Genomic DNA, 20,923 nt, shown 5'->3' on the forward strand with positions numbered 1-20,923 from the left:
ATAGTGTACCGGAAAGAGACTGGTGTCGCCGATACGCAAGGCACGATAACCTGACTGCGCAGGGATACGAAAAATCGCTGGACGCCACCTCGGCCAAGTGTTTTAAATAATGCACACGCCATCAAACGATAGCGATGAATCATGCTTCACCCGGAGGCTTCCATGAGTCAGCCAACACCCAATATTTTGATCGACCGCGCCTACATCGGCGGCGAATGGCGCGATAGCGAGCGCCGTTTCGCCGTCACCGACCCTGCCACGGGCGAAACCCTGGCCGAGGTACCCGACCTGGGCGCCACCGATGCACGCGATGCCATCACCGCCGCCGAAGCCGCTTGGCCGGCATGGCGCAAACGCCCCGCCAAGGAGCGCGCGTCCTTGTTGCGTGCCTGGTTCGAGCGTGTCATGGCCCACCGCGAAGCCCTGGCACAACTCATGACCCTGGAACAGGGCAAACCCCTCTCTGAATCGCGTGGCGAGATCGCCTACGGGGCCAGCTTCATCGAATACTACGCCGAGGAAGCCAAGCGCATCGCTGGCGAGACCTTGCCCGGCCACGGCGCCGACAAACGTATTCTCGTCATGCGCGAACCGATCGGCGTAGTGGCAGCGATTACGCCCTGGAACTTCCCACTGGCGATGATTACCCGCAAATGCGCCCCGGCCTTGGCGGCCGGCTGCCCGGTAGTGATCAAGCCCGCGGAAGCCACCCCGCTAACCGCTCTGGCATTGGCCAAGCTCGCCGATGATGCTGGGCTACCCGCAGGGGTCATCAACGTGCTTACTGCCGAAAAGCCCGCCGAGATCGGTCACGTGCTGACCACCGACCCCCGAGTACGCAAGGTCTCGTTCACCGGCTCGACACCGGTCGGTAAGCGCTTGCTCGCGCAATGTGCCGAGACGGTCAAGAAAGCATCCATGGAACTAGGCGGCAATGCCCCCTTCGTCGTCTTCGACGATGCCGATCTGGATGCTGCCGTGGAGGGCGCCATCGCCTCCAAGTTCCGCAATTCCGGGCAGACCTGCGTGTGCACCAACCGCTTCCTGGTGCAAGACGGCATCTACGACGCCTTCATCGCCAAGTTCGCCGAGCGCATCGCACAACTCAAGGTCGGTAACGGTCTCGACGACGACGTGACCCAAGGCCCCTTGATCAATGCCGCCGCCATCGACAAGGTGCAGGCACATATTGCCGATGCCCGATCCAAAGGCGCACGCTTGGTATGTGGTGGCGAACCGCACGCGTTGGGCGGTACCTTCTTCCAACCGACCCTGCTCGCCGATGTCACCGACGACATGCATGTCGCCCACGAAGAGACATTCGGCCCCGTGGCGCCGGTCTTTCGTTTCACCGACGAGGCCCAGGCCATTGCCATGGCCAATGCCACCGAATTCGGCCTTGCCGCCTATGTCTATGCGCGCGACTATCGACGTATATGGCATGTGATGGAGGGCCTCGAATACGGCATGGTCGCCATCAACGAAGGGCTTCTATCGACCGAGCTGGCGCCCTTCGGCGGCATCAAGGAGTCCGGACTGGGCCGTGAAGGCTCTCATCACGGTCTCGAGGAATACACCGAGCTAAAATACGTCTGCATGGGCGGACTTTGACAAGGAGGCAAGCATGAACAACGCACAGCTCAATGAACTCAAGACACGCTATGTCGCCAGCGGCGCCGCAAGCCCGGCGACCCAGTTTGCCGAGCGCGCCGAGAACGCCCTGATCTGGGATGCCGACGGCAATCGCATCATCGACTTCGCCGGTGGCATCGGCGTGCTCAACGTCGGCCACCGTCATCCCAAGGTGGTGCAGGCGGTCAAGGACCAGCTCGACAAGGTGATGCACACCTGTCAGACGGTGATGCCCTATGAAGGCTATGTGAAAGTCGCCGAAAAACTCAGCCAGCTCACCCCGGTACGCGGCCATGGCAAGGTAATGCTCGCCAACTCTGGGGCCGAGGCGCTGGAGAACGCTGTCAAGGTGGCCCGCGCAGCGACCGGGCGCGACAACGTCATCTGCTTCACCGGCGGCTATCATGGCCGGACCTTCATGACCATGGCCATGAACGGCAAAGTCGCGCCCTACGCCACCGACTTCGGCAGCATGCCGGGCAACGTCTTCCGTGCGCCCTACCCGGTGCCTTATCACGGCGTCAGCGAGGAAGACGCGCTAAACGGCCTGAAGATGACGCTCAAGACCGATGCCAACCCGCGTGATACCGCAGCCATCGTGCTCGAGCCAGTCCTCGGCGAAGGCGGCTTCTACGCGGCGTCGACCAGCTTCCTCAAGGCGGTCCGCGAGATCTGCGACGAGCACGGCATGCTGATGATCGTCGATGAGGTCCAGTCCGGCTTCGGTCGCACCGGCAAGTTGTTCGCCATCGAACACAGCGGCGTCGAGCCCGACATCATCACCATGGCCAAGAGTATGGCCGACGGCATGCCGATCTCCGCCGTGGTCGGCACCGACACGGTCATGGACGCTTCTGGCGGTAACTCGCTAGGCGGTACCTACACCGGCAGCCCGGTCTCCTGCGCCGCCACGCTGGCGGTGCTGGAAGTCTTCGAAGAGGAGAAGATTCTCGAGAAGAGCCAGGCGCTGGGTGACAAGCTGGGCGAGCGCTTCACAAAATGGCAGCAAGACTTCGCCTGCGTCGACAATGTCCGCCACCTGGGGGCCATGGCCGCCTTCGACGTAGTCGCCGACAAGGACAAGCACACGCCGGATGCAGAGTTGACCGGAGCGCTGTGCAAGAAGGCGCGCGAGAAGGGGCTGATCCTGCTGTCCTGCGGCCTTTACGGCAACACCCTGCGTTTCTTGATGCCGGTCACCATCGAGGACGACGTACTCCAGGAAGGCCTGGACATCGTCGAAGCCTGCCTCAAGGAGCTGAACCACGCGTAAACGACTCGCGCGCACTCATGACAACGCGTGCTCATGACAACGCGTGCTCATGACAACGCGTGCTCATGACAAGAAGGGGCGCCATGCCAATGGCGCCCCTTCGTTGTTAAAGCCAGAGTGTTCGAGCCGAGCAGCGACGTCAGCGCGCCACCTTCTCGGTATGCGACGGTGGCGATCCCACTTTCGGCAGTAGCCACCGCTGCATGGCATTGCGTACCCGGAGTACGAACTGCTCCTGAAACATCACGCAGAACAGCACCATCAGCAAGAGATACAACGGATAGAACAGCACGGAGCTATCACCGGCAGCGTCGAAACAGGCACGAAATCCGCTCGTGCAGAGTGCCGGGTCGCCCACGATCACGCGCTCGATTCGCGTGAAGATCACAAACAGCGGAACGTGCAGCGCAAACATCGGCAACGATGCCCCACCCAGCCGGCTCGCCAAGCGACGGACACGGCGACTCTCGGGCGTACGCCACTGTGTCGCCAGCAGAATGAGCGCTAACTGCGCGGGCAATAACAGGCCATTATGAAGCATGTAGTACCAAGCATGCCCATGGCCCAATAACCAGACCGCCAGCAACACACAAATCGCTACGAAGAACGTCAGCATCAGGCGCTGCCCACCACTCAGCCAGCCACCCGCCGCGCGATAGCGGGTATACCATACGCACAGTAGTATCCCCGCCACGAATTCAGGCAAGCGTATCAACGGATTGCGGTGCAGGATCCCCGTTTCGGGCATACCGAAGTCCGTCATGGCAATGACAATCAGTGGTGGAATCAGGTACAGCAGATTGGTCAATACCAAGGCGCGTCCCACGCGACGAAGACGAAATAGGCGCGGCGCCAGCCACGGGAAGACCAGATAAAAGCCCATCAGCGCCGAAATCGACCAGGACGGCGGATTGAAAGTCAGATAATACGGGTTCCAGGCATGCAGTAACCCGACATTGAGTACTAGATTGAGCGCAAGCTCGCCATTGCCCATGAAGTGTTTGAGGACATCCGGGGTTTCGCCTAGATCGTTGTTGACGTCGTAGAGCACGAAACGCCATGACATATCGGCATCTTCCGGCGTAATCGCCAGATACCCGATCAGTGCCGACATGCTGATCGCCAGCACCAGCGAGCCGATATGAATCGGATACAAGTTCGAGAAGCGCTTGATCCAGAAACTTCGCGCCGGCTCGCGCAGTTGGCGACGCTCATCGAGGTACACATGGGTCAGCAAGAAGCCCGACAGCACGAAAAAAGTACTCGTCGAGAAAAAACCGATATCCGTCACGTAATGCGACCAGTCACTGATCGATGGATAGGTATGCAGGGTATGGAAAATAACGATATAAAGCCCGAGTGCGAAGCGTAACCACTCCAGACCGATAAAGCGTTCCTTCTGGGCTGTCTGTTGCGTCTTGTCCATAAGCGCTCATCTCACAGCAGTTCCGGGGGCACGGCATCCATGAAAAGCCCCGACCTCTCAACGGGATCGGGGCAATACGTCATTCGTTTTCCGTATGCAACGAACATTCTTCAGCGGGTCGGTAACTCACGACGCACTACGACTTGCGGATCTTGGCCACGATCCACAGCAGCACCACCGCACCAATCACGGCCATGATCAACGAGCCGATAATATTGGTCTGCGCAAGTCCCAGTAGACTGAAGAGGAAACCGCCGATCACCGCGCCCACGATGCCCACCCCAATGTTGCCGAGGATACCGAAGCCGCCACCGCGCATGATCTTGCCAGCAATCCAGCCGGCCAAGCCGCCGATGATCAACCACAAAATGATGCTCATTCCTTCATCTCCTTCTTTCCTTGAATGCGACGCTACACGACAAACCACTTACAGACATCGTCTCCAGCATAGCAGCTAGGCCAACGGCGATAACTTTGTCCCCTCGTCTCATCCTGGCACTCGCCATGAGACAGGCGTCGGCGTACCGAGTTCACGCCAGTCCGGATGTGCGTCGGGCGATGTCCATACCCAGTGATGCAGCATCGACAGCAGCACGGGGTCGTCGAGAAAGTTCAGTTGGGTTGCGGGCTGCACTTTGCCGGGGTTCTCGGTGACGATCGCCCTGACTCGTTCCTCTCGACGCCGCCGCAGAAGCGCCGAGACGCCATGTCGGCTCGTGGCCAGCGCACACCCGAGCGCATTGGCCATGGGATCGACGACCACCTGCACGAAGGTGGGCGTCGCCGCCTGCTGAGCGCGCATGCGTTTCAGATGCCGCACCATGCGCCGCAGCACACGCGGAGGATGCGTCTCTTCGGGAATACGAAACAAGCGCGCATGCTGACACCAGCGCCCCAGCGACACACGGCTGGAAAGAACCGAAACGGGAATCGACACCATCAAGGCGCCGACGATCGGCGCCAACCACCAGAGAAAGGTCGGTTCCATGTAATACACGCCCACGGCCCATACCGCTCCGATGAGCGTCTGAACGCCGTGGTGACGCACGGCATCACTCCACGGCGTATCGCTGTTATCACGCGACGGCGAACGCCACTGTATGGCGCGTCCCAGAAGCGCCGTCAGTACGAAGCGCGTATGGAAGAGCATTCGCACCGGCGCCATCAGCATGGAAAACAGCGATTCCAGCACCATGCTCGCAAATAAACGCAAGCCGCCACCGAACTCCTTGGAGCCTTGGGCGATGACCAGGATCACGCTGAGCACCTTGGGCAAAAACAACAGCGTCGCCGTCGCCGAAAACAGCCCCACCGCCAGAGTCGGATTCCACTGTGGCCAGACGGGGAACATCATGCCCGGCTCGGGGAAATACTGAGGTGTACTCAACGTATGCACCGCCAGCAAGGCAGTCGACAAGATCAAAAACAAGCACCACAACGGTGCCGATATATACGACATCACGCCGGTCAGGAAGACCGCACGATGCACGGGATGAATACCCTTGGCCAGAAACAGGCGAAAGTTCATCAAGTTGCCGTGACACCAGCGGCGATCGCGATTGAGCTCGTCGAGGAGATTGGGGGGCATCTCTTCGTAACTGCCATCCAGGTTGTAGGCGATCCACACACCCCATCCCGCGCGGCGCATCAACGCCGCTTCGACGAAATCGTGAGACAGGATTTCCCCGGACAGCGAGCCTTTCCCCGGCAACGGCGCCAACATGCAGTGGCGCATGAAGGGGGCCAGGCGAATGATCGCATTATGCCCCCAGTAATGTGACTCGCCCAACTGCCAGAAATGCAGCCCCGCCGTGAACAGCGGCCCGTAGACACGCGTGGCGAACTGTTGCATACGCGCATAGAGGTTTAGACGGCCGGAGGCACGCGGCGCGGACTGGATGATCCCCGCTTTGGGATGCGCTTCCATCAACCGCACCAGACGCGTCAAACACGCACCGCTCATGACGCTGTCGGCATCCAGCACCAACATATAGCGGTAATTGGCGCCCCAACGGCGGCAGAAGTCGTCGATATTGCCGCTCTTGCGCTTCATGCGGCGCTGGCGGCGTCGATAGAAGACTCGGTCGAAGGCACCCAGTTCACGGCACAACGCCAGCCAGGCGTGCGTCTCCGCAATCGCCAGTTCAGGGTCGAAGCTATCGCTCAGGATGAACAGGTCGAAGTGGCGTTCCTGGCCGCTATCGCGCAGCGACTCGAGCGTGGCCCGCACGCCGGCAAAGACGCGCGCAACGTCTTCGTTGCAGATGGGCACGACCAAAGCCGTACGCGCCGTCTCCTCGATCGGCGCATCGGCCTCCACGTCACGGGCGTCGATGGCGTAACGGTCGCGTCCACGCAACAGTTGGAAGAACCCCATGAGGGCCGTCCAGAACCCCGCCGAAACCCAGCAAAACAACAGCACGAACAGCGTCAGGATGGCAATCTCAAGCGCTTGCTTGCCTTGATAAGGCAACACCGAACGCATGTATTCCGCCGCGACCAGGCTCTGCCCCACTACCAGGATCAACAGGACCCTGCGCCGCAGCATGCCGACTTTTTGCCAACGTGGTGTCGGAGAAGCTTCAGGCTTAGCCTTATGCCGACGCCGAAATCCACGCTCGATCCACTTTCGCACTCGTTGCCCAAAGCGAACGAACGGGTTGGTCGCCCAGGGTTCCGGCCCCAAGGGGGTGCGCGTCATCGGCGGCATAGTACAAAGCCGTGTGATGCCTTGCGCATCGGTCGTGAGCACGGTGGGCGGCGCCAACGGACGGGCGCTATACGCCAGCGACAGACGCGCGCCCACCGACGTCGCGGCCGGATCATCCTCCGCGACCTCGCGCGCGCCGAGACTCGAGTGCAAGCCTTCCATGTCCTGTTCATCGAGGCGACTGGCGAGTAGCTCGCGGCGCACCTTACGGGAGTCCGTTTCCTGCGCCAGGCGTTCGAGATAATCGCCAGTCACCGTATCGGCTTGTGTATCAACCATTGGCAGGGAGCCGGTAATACCAAGTTTCCGAAAGCCGTTCGTCCCCATCCTTCAAGAAGGCACGAATATCCAGCGGTTTACTGTCATCGCTGCGCTTGACGCGCACGAACATGCGCCAACCGCCTTCGGCGTCATTGGGTACGACACGGCTTTCGACCAGTTCGCCGTTGTCGCCGATATCGGCATCGACCTCCATATCTTCGCCGTCCTCGATCGACTCCAGACCCGGCCCCTTGAAATCGACGATGAAAGCCAGCGACCCATCGCTCTCACGTACCAGGTTGTCCTTACGCACCTCGCCTTGGGAGCGGCGCGTCTGATCGGCCCAGGACAGATCAGGGCTATGGAACTTGGCTTCGTGCGTCGTCCAGTACATGCGGTAATCGAAGTCGAGTTCATCACCCGATTCCGGCGCTTCGTCGGGCTTCCACATAGTGACGATATTATCGTTGGTCTCGTCGGGCGTGGGGATCTGGATCAATTCGATCTGGCCTTTTCCCCAATCGCCCTGAGGCTCGACCCACACGCTTGGACGACGATCATAGCGGTCCGTGAGATCTTCATAATCATGAAAGTCGTGACTGCGCTGCAGCAATCCGAAGCCCTTGAGGGACTCGACATCCTGCTCATTGACCATCAACTTGTCGGGATTGGCAAGCGGGCGCCAGACCCAGTCTTCCTCGCTCCCTTCTGATTTTTTGCCTGCGTCGTGCACCAACAAGCCATTGGAATCGTGAATCGCCGGCCGATAGTTGAGTGAATCCGTGGGCTGGCCAGGGCCGTATAGGTACATACTCGTCAGCGGTGCGACCCCCAGCTTTTCCACGGCGTTACGCATGAAAAGCCGCGATGTCACGTCGACGACGGTGTCTTCGCCAGGGCGGAGAACGAAACGATAAGCGCCGGACAGGCTCGGCGAGTCGAGCAGGGCGAACACCGTCAGGTATTGGCTATCGTTGTTCGGCTTGACGACCCAGAACTCACGAAACGCGGGGAACTCCTCCCCACTGGGTAACGCCGTATCGATCGCCAGTCCACGGCCGGACGCGCCATAGGTCTGATCACGCCCCAAGGTACGGAAATAACTTGCCCCCTGAAAGGCCATGATTTCATTCATGTGCTCAGCGTCATTGAGCGCATTGGTGACCTTGAATCCCGCAAACCCGAGGTCCTCGAGATCTTCATCGGGAATATCCAGATCGCCGTAAGTGAAGTCGTCGGGATCGAAGGAAAGGTCTTCTACCTCACCATCCACCACGGTGTGCATCTTCACCGGGGTGTCGTAGTGCATCCCTTCATGAAAGAAAGCGAGATTGAAGGGTAGATCCTCGTCTTCCCACAGCGCGTGACCATCTTTGGTGTGAATCTTGGCGTAGTCGGAATACTCCAGGTTGCTCAGCGATTCCGGCAGGTTGGCTCCGGGTGATTGATACCCCTGCTCGGAAAGTTTCTCGGCTTTCTTGATCACATCTTCAAAGCCAAAGGCAAAACACGCCTGCGCCGCGAAGGCCAACCATACGCCCATTACGCCCGCGAGAGGGCGACTACAACGGCGCGAGGAAATTGCCGTCAAAAAATGTCGATTCGGTACGCTCACATTACTACTCCCTTGCGGCTTTTCAGGGGGAAATCACCCCTTTACGTCACATTCTTCGTCTGAACACACTAGTCTATGCAATACACTCAACGAAGATAAAAGTTCCAGAGACGATGCGAATTGCGTGAGACGAGAAGCTTTCCGTGCCCCCGACGCAAGAGCTTAGCATCACGCAGGGCATGAAGGGAGCCCATTGGCAGCGTTGTCGTCACATTGCACTCATCCGCGCTATCTTCATACAGACGAAGGATTCCTGATGTCGACACCATCAACTCCGCCGTCCTCACGCACGCCGAGCCCCAATGCCTGGCGGTGGATAGGCGCTTTCATTGGTCTTGTGCTGGCCACTTACCCGATCGTGGCGGCCGATCGTCCCTATCTCGATGATATCTGGCGCAGCATGCATGGCGATCCCGGCTGGACCTCGAATGCGCGCCCTCTCGCCGACGCCGTCATGCTCATGCTCAACCTAGGCACACGTGTCGTCGAGCTGGCTCCACTTCCTTTATGGTTGGGATTGGCCGGCGTCGCGACAATGCTCGTTGCACTACGCCAGACCTTTGTACAATTTAGCGACGGCTACGCCTGGCCTGCGATGGCGCTGTTGGTGCTGCAGCCCTTCTTCCTACAGAACCTTTCCTATCAGTTCGATGCCTTACCCATGGCACTTGCCGTCAGTTGCGCCGGACTCGCCTTTGCCATCGGCATGAGATCGTCACCGAAAAAGGGTTTCATGCTGTCAGTCATCGGCTTATTCGTCAGCCTATGCTTCTATCAGGCGGCAGTGAGCGTTTACTTCGTGTTGCTCGCGTTTCATGCCCTGCTCAGCTTGGCCACGCATGGCACACTACAATGGCGGCGTCATGTCGGCTTGCTGGCCGCAGGCGCCGTCACGCTCCTGGGGTACAAGCTGATCTCGCCCTGGTGGTTGGCCGGTGACTACAGTCTATCGCATAGCCAGATGGCCGCCCCGGCGACATTGCCCATGCATATCTTCGACAACACCCTGACCTTCTGGCGTTATGCGGCCAGGACACTCTCCGGTGCACCTTGGTGGGGCCTATCGGCCACGGCCCTGTTCGCGCTAATCGGTCTGATTCTGGGCACCCTCAGGCCAACACAGGCCAAGCGTGCCCTGTCACTGCCCTGGCGGCTCTTATGCATGCTCATCATCGTGCTACTGCTTCCGCTTGGCGCACTGGGTATCATGGCGGCGCTCGAAGATCCCCTCTGGCGTCCGCGCACCTTCATCGGGTTCGGCGCCTTATGCGCCGGCTCACTGTTCTGCGCAGTCTCTATTTGCGAGCGCTACGGATGGCGCCGCTTAGGCATGTCAATGCTCGTTATCGTGCTGGGAGGCGCCACGGTGATCGCTTATGCCTATGGCAATGCCCAGAGCAGTCAGAAAGCGTTCGAGGAAAGCGTGTCGCGCCAGCTAGTCGACGACCTGCGACGGTTCGAGGCGAACGGTCCCCTCGTCGTCTTCGGCATCCTCCCGCTCAGTAACAGCGCCGACAACAGCGTGCATGCGTTCCCCGTCCTCAAGGAACTACTGGGACGCTATCTCGACAACGGCTATTGGTGGGGCTATCAAAACCTCTACCGTCTGGGCTTGCCCCAGCGTTACGAGTTCAATGGCGACCAGGCGCTGCGCGACGACTTCGCCAACCACTGCACTACCCTCGAGCCCCTCCTGGAACGTGGCTGGTACACACTGTACCAGTGGCAAGACGCAACCTTCGTCTCCTTGGACGGGGCCTGTCGAAGGAACGCTAGCAACCCATGAGTCGAGCTGCACAGACATTGCTCGAGCAATGTCAGACAAATGGCGAATGGTAGTTGACGGTTCGCCGGCTAAAATTCGTCCCCACGATGTCGTGTTATCGACGTGGCGTGCGCTTGAAGACTGACGATATGCCAATGGCATGTCGTTGGTCTTCAATTGCATTGATCGCAGCAGGCTATTTCATACCGCCCTTCAACAAGATTCTCGACGTCACCAGCCAGTATCACTTCGTGGCAGGCGTCTTCGTCTTGCTGATCATCAGCAAGCTATTCCCGCGTGAAACCAAGTGGGTACACCACGACGCCGGCGAAGTCGATCTGACGCCCTGGAAAGGCGCTTGGCCCGTGGGCTTGGTGATGATCCTATGCGTCATCGCCATCTATGCTGCATTTGCTGGCGGTTAATCGCATACATCACCCACAAGCACGATGAAAAACGCCCGATCGGCATTGAAGCCGATCGGGCGTCTTTTCGATAGCGCCGGGAAGCGACTAGTCCGCGAACGGGTTGCGCAACACGATGGTCTCGTTGCGATCAGGGCCCGTGGAGATCGTATCGATCGGCACCCCCGTTTGCTCTTCGAGAAAGCTGATATAGGCCCGTGCGTTATTGGGCAGGTCCTCGATGCGCTTGGCTCCCAGGGTCGACTCGCTCCATCCAGGCAGATCCTGGTAAAGCGGCTTGACCGCTTCATACCCTTCGGAATCGACGGGGTGATCGATAATGGCGTCATCCTTGCTGCGATAGCCTATGCAAACTCGGATGTTTTCCAGGCCATCGAGCACATCCAGCTTGGTCAGACATAGCCCCGAGACCGAATTGATTTGCACCGCATGGCGTAGCGCCACGGCATCGAACCAGCCACAGCGCCGTGCACGACCCGTCGTGGCACCGAACTCATGACCTTTTTCGGCTAAGTGGCGACCGAATTCATCGAAGATCTCGGTGGGAAACGGCCCCGACCCGACACGTGTGGTGTAGGCCTTGGTAATCCCCAGCACGTAATCAAGATACAATGGCCCCACACCAGAACCGGTAGCCGTCCCCCCCGCCGTGGTATTGGAACTGGTCACGTACGGATAGGTACCGTGGTCGATATCCAGCAACGAGCCTTGCGCCCCTTCGAAGAGGATATTCTCGCCAGCCTTACGCATCTCGTGAACCAGCGACACGGTATCGCAGACCATCGGGCGAAGCTCTTCGGCCATCTCCATCGCCTGATCGAGCACCTGCTGAAAGTCCACCGGCGATTCGTTGTGATATTGCGTCAGCACGAAATTATGGTAGTCGAGAACCTCACCCAATTTCGAAGCGAACCGCTCGCGATACAGGATATCGCCGAGACGCAACCCACGCCGCGCGACCTTGTCCTCGTAGGCCGGCCCGATTCCTCGGCCGGTCGTGCCAATCTTGGCAATGCCACGCGCTTTTTCGCGCGCCTGATCGAGACGCACGTGATACGGCAGTATCAAGGGACAGGCCGGGGACAAGCGAAGACGTTCACGCACAGGCACGTCTTTCGCTTCCAGCTCGCGGATTTCCTCCATCAACGCTTCCGGCGAAAGCACCACGCCGTTGCCGATCACGCAAGTTTTATCGGCACGCAGGATCCCGGAGGGAATCAGATGCAGGACGGTTTTCTCGCCATCGATCACGAGCGTATGGCCGGCATTGTGCCCCCCCTGAAAGCGGACCACCGTGGCGGCGGATTCCGTCAGCAGGTCGACGACCTTGCCCTTGCCTTCGTCACCCCATTGAGTGCCCAATACGACTACGTTCTTGCCCATTGCTTTCGTCTCTCGATCAAAGAATCCACCGATTTACGCGAGCGGCTCGACCCGCCATTCGCCATTGGTTTCCACTAGCTGCCGGTCACAACGCTGTTCGCGAGGCCCCACACGCTGCCCTGGCAATGCCTGAATGACACGCTCGCCGGCAGCACGCAGATGCGCGATGGCCTGGGTGAGCGTGGCACGATCGTCTGCAGGCGCCCAGATGGCATCGCTACGCGGGCCACTCTCGATGAACGAGGCTAACAGCTTGAGGTCCATGGAAAACCCCGTCGCCGGGCGCGCCCTGCCAAAGGCGCGTCCCGTATCATCGTAGCGCCCTCCCTTGGCCAAGGCCTGACCGTAACCCGGCACATAAGCCGCAAACACCATACCCGTGTGGTATTGATACCCGCGCAACTCAGCCAAGTCGATATACACCTCGGCCTGTAGATGATTGGCCGTCACGGCACGGCACAACGCCTGAATTTCATCCAGCGCCGCCGCGACGGCAGGAGGCGCTCCCGCAAAAACCTCGCGGGCCTGGTCGAGCATCTCCTGGCCCCCGTAAAGACGCGGCAACGTTTGCAGCATCTCGGCCAGCGCGGGATCACGAACGTCGCGTTCGACCAGTGCATCGACGTCATTGAAGGCTTTGCGCTCGATGGCTTCGAAAAGCGCATGCTCGCTTTCCGCATTCAAGGCTGCCGCGTGCACCAAGGCACGATAGATGCCGATATGGCTAAGCGCCAGGTGAGTTTCGCCGGCTCCGGCGACTTCCAGCCCCGTGAGTGCCAGCCGCAACACCTCGATGTCCGCATCCAGCCCCGCATGGCCGAACAACTCCACGCCGACCTGAGTCGGGCTGCGCCCACCCTGATGCTGATCGGCCTTGGCGCGCAACACGGTCGTGCAGTAGCAAAGTCGTGCCGGCCCGCTGCGCTTCAATGAGTGCGCATCCATACGCGCCACCTGCGGCGTCACATCCGCGCTGGCGCCCATCATCCGCCCGGAGAGCTGATCGGTCAGCTTGAACGTCTGCAGATCGAGATCGGTCCCCGTACCGGTCAAAAGCGAATCGAGAAATTCGACCGTCGGAGGAATCACCAGGTCGTATCCCCAGCGGTCATAGAGATCGAGCAATGCACGGCGCAGTTGTTCCATCCGCGTCGCCTGAGGCGGAAGTACTTCATCCATGCCGTCGGGAAGCAGCCAGCGGTCAGCGATGGTCATTTTTCGGTCCTGCCAGAAATGAGTGGCGTATTGGCATCGTCGGCTGAGGGCGAGACGACATGAGCGCTGACACGTCATGTCGGAGTCGCATACCGAGCCCGTCGCGAATCGCCATGAAGGCATTCATATCCGCTGACAGGCCACAAAAAAACCGGGCGACGCCCGGTGTCAAGAGTCTATCACAGTTGGCCCCCGGATGTACCCCGAACGGAGGTTCCCCGAACGGAGGTTCCCCGGAGGCCAGTACGCGATTTATTCGTCGCTGCCGCTTTCACCCTCCGGCGACCGGAAATAGCGGAAGAACTCGCTATCCGGGCTCAACAACAGCATATCGTCGCCCTTGTCGAAGCTGTTCCGATACGCTTGCAGAGAGCGATAGAAATCAAAGAAATCCTCGTCCTGACTATAAGCATTGGCGTAGATCTCCGCCGACTTGGCATCGCCTTCACCACGCAGCGTCTCGGCCTTCTTGCGTGCGTTAGCCAGCGTCACCTGACGCTCACGATCGGCCCGGGCGCGAATACGCTCGGCCTGCTCCTGCCCCTGGGCGCGATACTGACGCGCTTCGGCATTACGCTCGGTACGCATACGCTCGAAGACAGCCTGCTGAACCTCTTGAGGCAGTTCGACGCGCTTGAGACGTATATCCAGGATCGAGACACCTACTTCCTCGCGCAGCCGTTCATCCAAGTCCTCCTGAGGCTCCTCGAGCATCTCGTTACGCTCTTCGCTGATGATCTTGTCCACTTCGCGACTACCGAAGGCGTTACGCAAGCTTTCATCTACACGCGGCGCAATGAGGTCCTCGGCACGCGACGCTTCACCACGTGTGGCCTGATAGAACAGGCTGGGATCGACGACCTGCCACTTGACGTAGGAATCGACGATCAAGGCATTGCGACCCGCCGTCAGAAAGCGACTCTCGGTGCTTTCCAGCGTCTGCACGCGCGCATCGAAGATGCGCACAGTGTTGAGCACTGGCCATTTTACGTGCAGGCCAGGTTCGATATCGGCCTGCACCACCTCACCGAAGCGTAACTTGATGGCACGCTGCGTCTCCGTCACCACATACAAGCTGGAGCTGGCAACCCAGGCGCCCACGGCCAGCAATGCGACGATACCCAAGGCACGATTGTTGACCATGATTAACGACCCTCCCGCGAAATTCCGCTCGACTGGCGCTGACCATTGCTGTTGTCGCCACCAGAAAGTGGTTCGTTTTGAACCTGCTGGGAGACCGACTCGAGTTCACGTATATCTTGTGAGTCAACACCGCTACCACTATCACCGGCACGAGGCTTACCTAGCTGATCGAGCGGTAGATAGATCATCGAGTTGTTCTGAGAACCAACATCGATCAATGCCTTGCGGTTGTTACCCAATACTTCGCTCACCGTATCCAGATAGAGACGTTGGCGTGTCACTTCCGGCGCCTGCTGGTATTCGCCCAACACGGCCAGGAAGCGGCTGGTCTGACCTTCGGCATCCGATACCACGGTATTACGATAACCGGTAGCTTCCTCGATAAGGCGCTGCGCCTCCCCTTCGGTACGGGGCTGCAGGGCATTCTCGTAGGCGCGCGCTTCGTTGATCGAGCGCTGACGATCCTCTCGCGAGCGAATCACGTCGTCCACGGCATCTTGAACCTGCTCCGGTGCCTGAGTGCTTTCCAGGTTGACGGTCTGCAAACGCAGCCCCAGTCCATAGGCATCCAGCGACTCCTGGAGCCGCTTGGCGACTTCTGGACCGAGCTCTTCACGACCACTGAGCAATGAATCCGGAACCGGCGGCGTCATGGTGACCACCGGCAATTCGCTGGGATCCTCCACTGTTTCCGGCATATCCGGCACCTTGCCGCCTTCATCGATCTGTTTGACTTCTTCCACCTCAGTGGTACTGGTCAACACGTTCTGCATGCCACTCGCGCCCACGACATGGCGCAACGTGGAATCCAGCGCGTTGCGCAGGCTCTGCTCAGGATCACGCACGTTGAGCACATAATCGCGAGGATTGGCGACCTGGTACTGAGCAGAAAGGCGTACCGTCACGATGTTGGTATCGCTCGTCAGCATGGAAGCATTCTGACGGAACGACCGCACCTCGGTAACGTTCACCCTCGTCACTTGATCGACGAAAGTGGGACTCCAGTGCAGACCAGGATTCACCGTATCGTGATACTCGCCAAAGCGCAGCACCACGCCACGTTCAGACTGATCGACAACGTAGAACCCTGACCCGGCCCAGATGACCAACGCGATGATCACCAGCACACCCGGCAGTATGAAGGGATTCCCCTTACCGCCCGATGAGCCGCCGCTGCCGTTGCCACCACGCTTGCCGCGCTGGCCCATCATGCGATTGAGCTTGTCCTTGAACTTCTTCAGCGCCTCGTCGAGATCCGGTGGGCCCTGGTTGTTGCCACCATTCCCCCCACCGCTGCCGCTGCCACGACGATCACCGCCGCCGCTCCACGGGTCCTGCTGATTGCCACCACCAGGCTCATTCCAAGCCATACGTTTTTCTCCACTGCATTGATTGCGATGCATCTCGCCAAGGGCGCCAGTGACGGGCACTGTCAGTGACGCTCCCACTCCGGGCAATCGAGGGCTCCCGGCGGCAAATAATCTGCTGCCTTCTCACCGAGACGGGCCATCAGTTGAAAGAAATCGCGTCTAGGCAGACGGATATCCAGCAGGATTCGGCCCTGCTCGTCAAATCGTTCTTGCTGCACGGCATTCAACGCATGCAGCGATGCCCGCAATCTTCCCTGATCGGGCGCCAACGTCAAACTCGTCTCGAGCAGCTCTTCAGCCAGCAGCTCGCCGAGTGCTTGATGCAGCAATTCAAAGCCGCGTGCATCACGTGCCGATAGCCACACAATCTGCGGACGCCCATGCGCGTCACGCTCGAGACGTGGAGCGCTGTCAAATATATCGATCTTATTCATAACCAGCAGTCGCGGCACCTCGGCAGCACCGATTTCCTCGAGCACCGCATCCACCTGCGCCACATTGAAGTCGCGATCCGAGTCCGCCGCATCGATGACATGCACCACCAATGAGGCCTCGGTCGCTTCCTGCAAGGTAGCGCGAAACGCTTCTACCAGCTTGTGTGGAAGATGGCGGATGAAACCCACGGTATCAGCCATGACCACCGGCCCGACATCCTCCACGTCGATACGACGCAGCGTCGGGTCGAGCGTGGCGAAAAGCTGGTCGGCCGCGTACACATCTGCCTTGGTCAAGGCATTGAACAGCGTCGACTTGCCGGCATTGGTATAGCCCACCAGGGAAACGCTGGGAATCTCGGCACGCGCCCGTGCACGGCGATTCTGATCACGCTGTGTGCGGACCTTTTCCAACCGCTTGTGAATCGCCTTGATACGCGCGCCCAGCAAACGACGGTCGGTCTCGAGCTGCGTCTCCCCCGGACCGCGCAAGCCGATCCCGCCCTTCTGGCGCTCCAGGTGAGTCCAGCCACGCACCAGGCGCGTCGACATATACTCTAGCTGCGCCAGCTCGACCTGAAGTTTACCTTCATGCGTACGCGCGCGTTGCGCGAATATATCCAGTATCAGGCCCGTGCGATCCAGCACGCGACTTTTCAGGGCGCGCTCCAGATTGCGCTCCTGCGAGGGCGACAAGGCATGATTGAAAATGACGACCTCGGCGCCGTGAAGTTCGCGTGTCTCGCGAATCTCCTCCAGCTTACCGCTGCCGATAAATGTTTTGGGATCGGGACGACGCCGACTGCCCTCGATGAGGGTCGCCGGCGTCACACCCGAGGAACGCACCAACTCCAGGAATTCTCCCGGGTCTTCACGCTCCTGTTCGTCGTGGAAATCCACATGGACGAGGATCGCCGTTTCACCGGCGTCGGGACGTTCGAAAAACAATCAGCGCCTCTCGATCAAACGTCTTCTTCTTCCGCCGGGGCATTCGGATCCTGGACGGGAAGACGCACGTTGCGGGATGGCACGACCGTGGAAATGGCGTGCTTGTACACCATCTGACTGACGGTATTGCGCAGCAGGATGACGAATTGATCGAAAGACTCGACCTGTCCCTGCAATTTAATACCGTTCACCAAAAAGATGGAGACCGGAATGCGCTCCTTGCGCAGAATGTTCAAGTACGGATCTTGAAGGGACTGTCCTTTGGACATTTTGCTCTCCCTAACTTCTCGCTGTGGTTTATGGTCGTTTTCGAAGGGTCACAGCCGCCATTCGCGTCGCCACCGCCGTTCGCGGCGTCACTCGCCAAGCGTTGTCGTGACCGGTCATCTTACGCTAAGTGCCGCTTCCGCGCACGATTTTCAATACCTGCTCATGCATATCGCTCGCCTCACTATCGACCCACTGCACGCCTGGCCAATTGCGCAGCCAGGTCAATTGACGCTTGGCGAGTTGCCGCGTCGCCGCCATGCCTCGCTCGCGCATCGTGGCCTCATCGGTCTCGCCTTCCAAATGTTCCCACATCTGACGATAGCCGACACAGCGAATCGCAGGGAACCCGCGATGCAAATCGCCGCGCGCTCTGAGAGCGGCAACTTCCTCGCGGAAGCCTCCTGCTAACATGGCGTCAAAGCGCTGCGCGATACGTTCATGCAGCACCCAACGTTCGGTAGGCGCCAGCGCTATGGACACGAGGCGCCAGGGAAAGGTTTCACTAGGCTGCTCAGCCCATAGTTCACCCAGTGCCCGGCCGGTGAGGCGATACACCTCCAGCGCCCGCAACAGGCGCTGCCGATTGTGCGGGTGGATAGTGTTCGCGGCGATCGGATCGACCTGCGCGAGCTCGGCATGCAACGCCTCCAACCCCTCGCACTCGGCGCGCAGAGCCAGCTCATCGCGCAGCGCAGGATCGCGAGCGGGCAGTTCCGCCACGCCATCGATCAAACGTTTGATGTACATCATGGTGCCACCCACGAGGATAGGTATACGCCCCTGCGACGAGATGTCGCGCATCTCGGCCAGGGCATCCTCGCGGAATTCAGCGGCAGAATACGTGTCGGCGGGATCGCAAATATCGATCAGACGATGCGGCGCACGCGCCAGCTCTTCCGCCGAAGGTTTCGCGGTACCGATGTCCATGCCGCGATAGATCATCGCCGAGTCGACGCTGATCAGTTCACCACCCAAGCGCTCGCGCAAGGCGATAGCCAAATCGGTCTTGCCGGCCGCCGTCGGGCCCATCAAGAGGATGGCCAGTGGCCGCGTATCGTTCATCGAGAATCCTGAAAACGGTCGCTGACCAGCGTTACTGGCCACGAAGAAATAGCTTATCCAGCTCGTGCATCGACATCTCGGTCCAGGTCGGCCGCCCATGATTGCACTGCCCGCTGCGTTCGGTGCGTTCCATGTCGCGCAGCAAGGCATTCATCTCCGGCACTGTCAGCCGGCGATTGGCCCTCACGCTGCCATGGCACGACATGCTGGCAAGCAATTCATTGATATGCGCTTCGACTCTGTCCGAACGCCCGAAACGCTCGAGATCACCCAGCATGCCATGAATCAGCGATTCGACATCGGCGTTGTCGAGCAGTACCGGCACCCGGCGCACGAGTAGCGTCTCCGGGCCGGCAACGTCCAGCTCGACCCCCAGGCGCTCGAAGGTCTCGCGCTCGCGTTCGGCGGTTTCCACCTCGCGCGCGCTGACCGCCAACGACATCGGCACCAGCAGCGGCTGTGTCTGCAACCGCCCCAGGGCCTGTCCGTCGCCATGTACCTGCTGTTTCATACGCTCATAGGTGATGCGCTCGTGCGCGGCATGCATGTCGACCACGACCATCCCACGTGCGCTCTGCGAGAGGATATAGACCCCATGCAACTGCGCCACCGCATAGCCCAATGGCGGTGCCTGGGTCGCATCGGCCTCGGGCATCGCCGGCGCCTGGACATCGGACTCAGGTACCGCCGGCGCCTCAGCCTCGGTGCGTTGCGGCTGGGGCATCAAAAGCTGTTCTTCATGCTCCGGATGCAGTGCCTGGTAACCGGCCATGAATTCGCGCACGCGATGCGCCGCGGGACGCTCCTGATCGGCGCCGAGCGCCATGCCCTGTTGTTGCCAGCGCGGTTGTTCCTGCCCCTCGGAGGCCGAAGCTTCTCTGGACGGCGCCACGTCACCACCATTAGTGGTCGCCTCGTGTGTAGTGGTCGCCGCGTGTGGCGAGGAGGCCTCATTGGGGCGGGCATCCGCCAGCGCACGGTGCAGGCTCGAGAACAGGAAATCGTGCACCAGGCGTCCATCGCGGAAACGGACTTCATGCTTGGTGGGATGCACGTTGACATCGACCACGTGCGGATCGAGCTCCAGATAGAGAACGAAAACCGGGTGGCGACCGTGAAACAGCACATCGCGATAGGCTTGACGCACAGCATGGGCGACCAGGCGATCACGCACGACCCGGCCATTGACGAAGAAATACTGCTGGTCCGCCTGTGCGCGGGAGTATGTCGGCAGCCCGACCCAACCCCACAGACGCAAACCGGTTGCCTCAATGTCCACATGCAGGGCATTCTCGAGGAAATTGCGACCCAGCAGCGCCCCGACGCGACGCTCCATCGCCGCCGGCTCTTCACCCGCCCGCAACTGATGCACGACCTTCTGATTGTGACGCAGTACCCAGGCGATGTCGTAGCGCGACAGCACCAGCCGCCGAAACGTCTCTTCGACATGGCCGAATTCGGTCTTTTCGGTACGCAGGAACTTGCGTCGCGCAGGGGTATTGAAGAACAGATCGCGGACCACGACCGAACTGCCACGCGGATGTGGCGCGGGACTCACCCGAGGCTCCATCTGGCGACCTTCGGCGACCACGCGCCAGCCCTCGCTCGGCTCATCCTGCGTATTGGAAACCAGTTCGAGCCGCGAGACCGAACTGATCGAGGCCAGTGCCTCACCACGAAAGCCAAGGCTATCCACGCCTTCCAGATCGTCCAGCGAAGCGATCTTGCTGGTAGCATGCCGCGACAATGCCAGCGGCAGATCGTCCTCGGCGATGCCACGCCCATCGTCACGCACACGAATCAAGCGAGCACCGCCGGCTTCGAGATCGATCTCGATGCGCTGACTGCCGGCATCGATGGCGTTCTCGGCCAGCTCCTTCAATACCGAAGCCGGCCGTTCGACGACCTCGCCGGCTGCAATCTGGTTGGCAAGCCGGGGATCAAGGATATGAATGCGTCGGAATTGCGTCATAGCGACCATTGTGCCTCGC

At 59.9% G+C, this 20,923-nt stretch carries 15 protein-coding genes and 1 pseudogene; 4 read left to right on the top strand and 12 right to left on the bottom strand.

What is annotated here, in order from left to right:
• Nucleotides 1-162: 162 nt before the first annotated feature.
• Nucleotides 163-1,611, top strand: coding sequence for an NAD-dependent succinate-semialdehyde dehydrogenase (locus L1073_RS02515; RefSeq protein ID WP_246896677.1), 1,449 nt, complete (start codon nucleotides 163-165; stop codon nucleotides 1,609-1,611).
• Between the two features lie 13 nt (nucleotides 1,612-1,624).
• Complete coding sequence (gene gabT, locus L1073_RS02520; protein WP_246896678.1) at nucleotides 1,625-2,905, top strand: 4-aminobutyrate--2-oxoglutarate transaminase; 1,281 nt, start codon at nucleotides 1,625-1,627, stop codon at nucleotides 2,903-2,905.
• A gap of 139 nt (nucleotides 2,906-3,044) precedes the next feature.
• Here the strand turns inward: gabT and L1073_RS02525 are convergent, their stop codons facing one another.
• From L1073_RS02525 to L1073_RS02540, 4 genes are all read right to left on the bottom strand, one after another.
• Nucleotides 3,045-4,331, bottom strand: coding sequence for an acyltransferase family protein (locus L1073_RS02525; protein WP_246896679.1), 1,287 nt, complete (start codon nucleotides 4,329-4,331; stop codon nucleotides 3,045-3,047).
• Between the two features lie 136 nt (nucleotides 4,332-4,467).
• Complete coding sequence (locus L1073_RS02530; RefSeq protein WP_246896680.1) at nucleotides 4,468-4,710, bottom strand: GlsB/YeaQ/YmgE family stress response membrane protein; 243 nt, start codon at nucleotides 4,708-4,710, stop codon at nucleotides 4,468-4,470.
• Between the two features lie 108 nt (nucleotides 4,711-4,818).
• Nucleotides 4,819-7,320 (bottom strand): glucans biosynthesis glucosyltransferase MdoH, encoded by a 2,502-nt coding sequence (gene mdoH / locus L1073_RS02535; RefSeq protein ID WP_246896681.1) that lies wholly within the window; start codon nucleotides 7,318-7,320, stop codon nucleotides 4,819-4,821.
• The gene (locus L1073_RS02540; protein ID WP_246896682.1) at nucleotides 7,313-8,845 is read right to left on the bottom strand and encodes a glucan biosynthesis protein G; all 1,533 of its coding nucleotides are present in this window, start codon (nucleotides 8,843-8,845) and stop codon (nucleotides 7,313-7,315) included. Before L1073_RS02540 ends, mdoH begins: the two co-directional genes overlap by 8 nt.
• A 328-nt stretch (nucleotides 8,846-9,173) precedes the next feature.
• On the opposite strand from L1073_RS02540, the pseudogene L1073_RS02545 reads away from it, so the two are divergent.
• Both L1073_RS02545 and L1073_RS02550 read left to right on the top strand, forming a co-directional pair.
• A pseudogene (locus L1073_RS02545) lies at nucleotides 9,174-10,175 on the top strand (glucosyltransferase domain-containing protein); the annotation flags it as partial.
• Between the two features lie 662 nt (nucleotides 10,176-10,837).
• On the top strand, nucleotides 10,838-11,107 hold the full coding sequence (locus tag L1073_RS02550; protein ID WP_246896685.1) for a hypothetical protein: 270 nt from the start codon (nucleotides 10,838-10,840) through the stop codon (nucleotides 11,105-11,107).
• Between the two features lie 87 nt (nucleotides 11,108-11,194).
• On the opposite strand, the gene L1073_RS02555 is transcribed toward L1073_RS02550, so the two are convergent.
• From L1073_RS02555 to mutL, 8 genes are all read right to left on the bottom strand, one after another.
• Nucleotides 11,195-12,490 (bottom strand): adenylosuccinate synthase, encoded by a 1,296-nt coding sequence (locus tag L1073_RS02555; RefSeq protein WP_246896686.1) that lies wholly within the window; start codon nucleotides 12,488-12,490, stop codon nucleotides 11,195-11,197.
• A 33-nt stretch (nucleotides 12,491-12,523) separates the two neighbouring features.
• Nucleotides 12,524-13,705, bottom strand: a complete 1,182-nt coding sequence (locus tag L1073_RS02560) for an ATP phosphoribosyltransferase regulatory subunit (RefSeq protein WP_246896687.1) — start codon at nucleotides 13,703-13,705, stop codon at nucleotides 12,524-12,526.
• Nucleotides 13,706-13,957: 252 nt separating this feature from the next.
• On the bottom strand, nucleotides 13,958-14,848 hold the full coding sequence (gene hflC, locus L1073_RS02565; protein WP_246896688.1) for a protease modulator HflC: 891 nt from the start codon (nucleotides 14,846-14,848) through the stop codon (nucleotides 13,958-13,960).
• 2 nt (nucleotides 14,849-14,850) lie between these two features.
• A complete protein-coding gene (hflK, locus tag L1073_RS02570; RefSeq protein ID WP_246896689.1) occupies nucleotides 14,851-16,218 on the bottom strand; it encodes an FtsH protease activity modulator HflK in 1,368 nt (455 codons plus the stop codon).
• 62 nt (nucleotides 16,219-16,280) lie between these two features.
• The gene (hflX, locus tag L1073_RS02575; RefSeq protein ID WP_246896690.1) at nucleotides 16,281-17,600 is read right to left on the bottom strand and encodes a ribosome rescue GTPase HflX; all 1,320 of its coding nucleotides are present in this window, start codon (nucleotides 17,598-17,600) and stop codon (nucleotides 16,281-16,283) included.
• 14 nt (nucleotides 17,601-17,614) lie between these two features.
• Nucleotides 17,615-17,869: an RNA chaperone Hfq gene (hfq, locus tag L1073_RS02580; protein WP_246896691.1), complete on the bottom strand. Its 255-nt coding sequence runs from the start codon at nucleotides 17,867-17,869 to the stop codon at nucleotides 17,615-17,617.
• Nucleotides 17,870-17,993: 124 nt separating this feature from the next.
• Complete coding sequence (gene miaA, locus L1073_RS02585; RefSeq protein ID WP_246896692.1) at nucleotides 17,994-18,932, bottom strand: tRNA (adenosine(37)-N6)-dimethylallyltransferase MiaA; 939 nt, start codon at nucleotides 18,930-18,932, stop codon at nucleotides 17,994-17,996.
• 31 nt (nucleotides 18,933-18,963) lie between these two features.
• The gene (gene mutL, locus L1073_RS02590; RefSeq protein WP_246896953.1) at nucleotides 18,964-20,904 is read right to left on the bottom strand and encodes a DNA mismatch repair endonuclease MutL; all 1,941 of its coding nucleotides are present in this window, start codon (nucleotides 20,902-20,904) and stop codon (nucleotides 18,964-18,966) included.
• Nucleotides 20,905-20,923: the final 19 nt, after the last annotated feature.

The organism is Chromohalobacter nigrandesensis, from assembly GCF_023061285.1.
Lineage (GTDB): Bacteria > Pseudomonadota > Gammaproteobacteria > Pseudomonadales > Halomonadaceae > Chromohalobacter > Chromohalobacter nigrandesensis.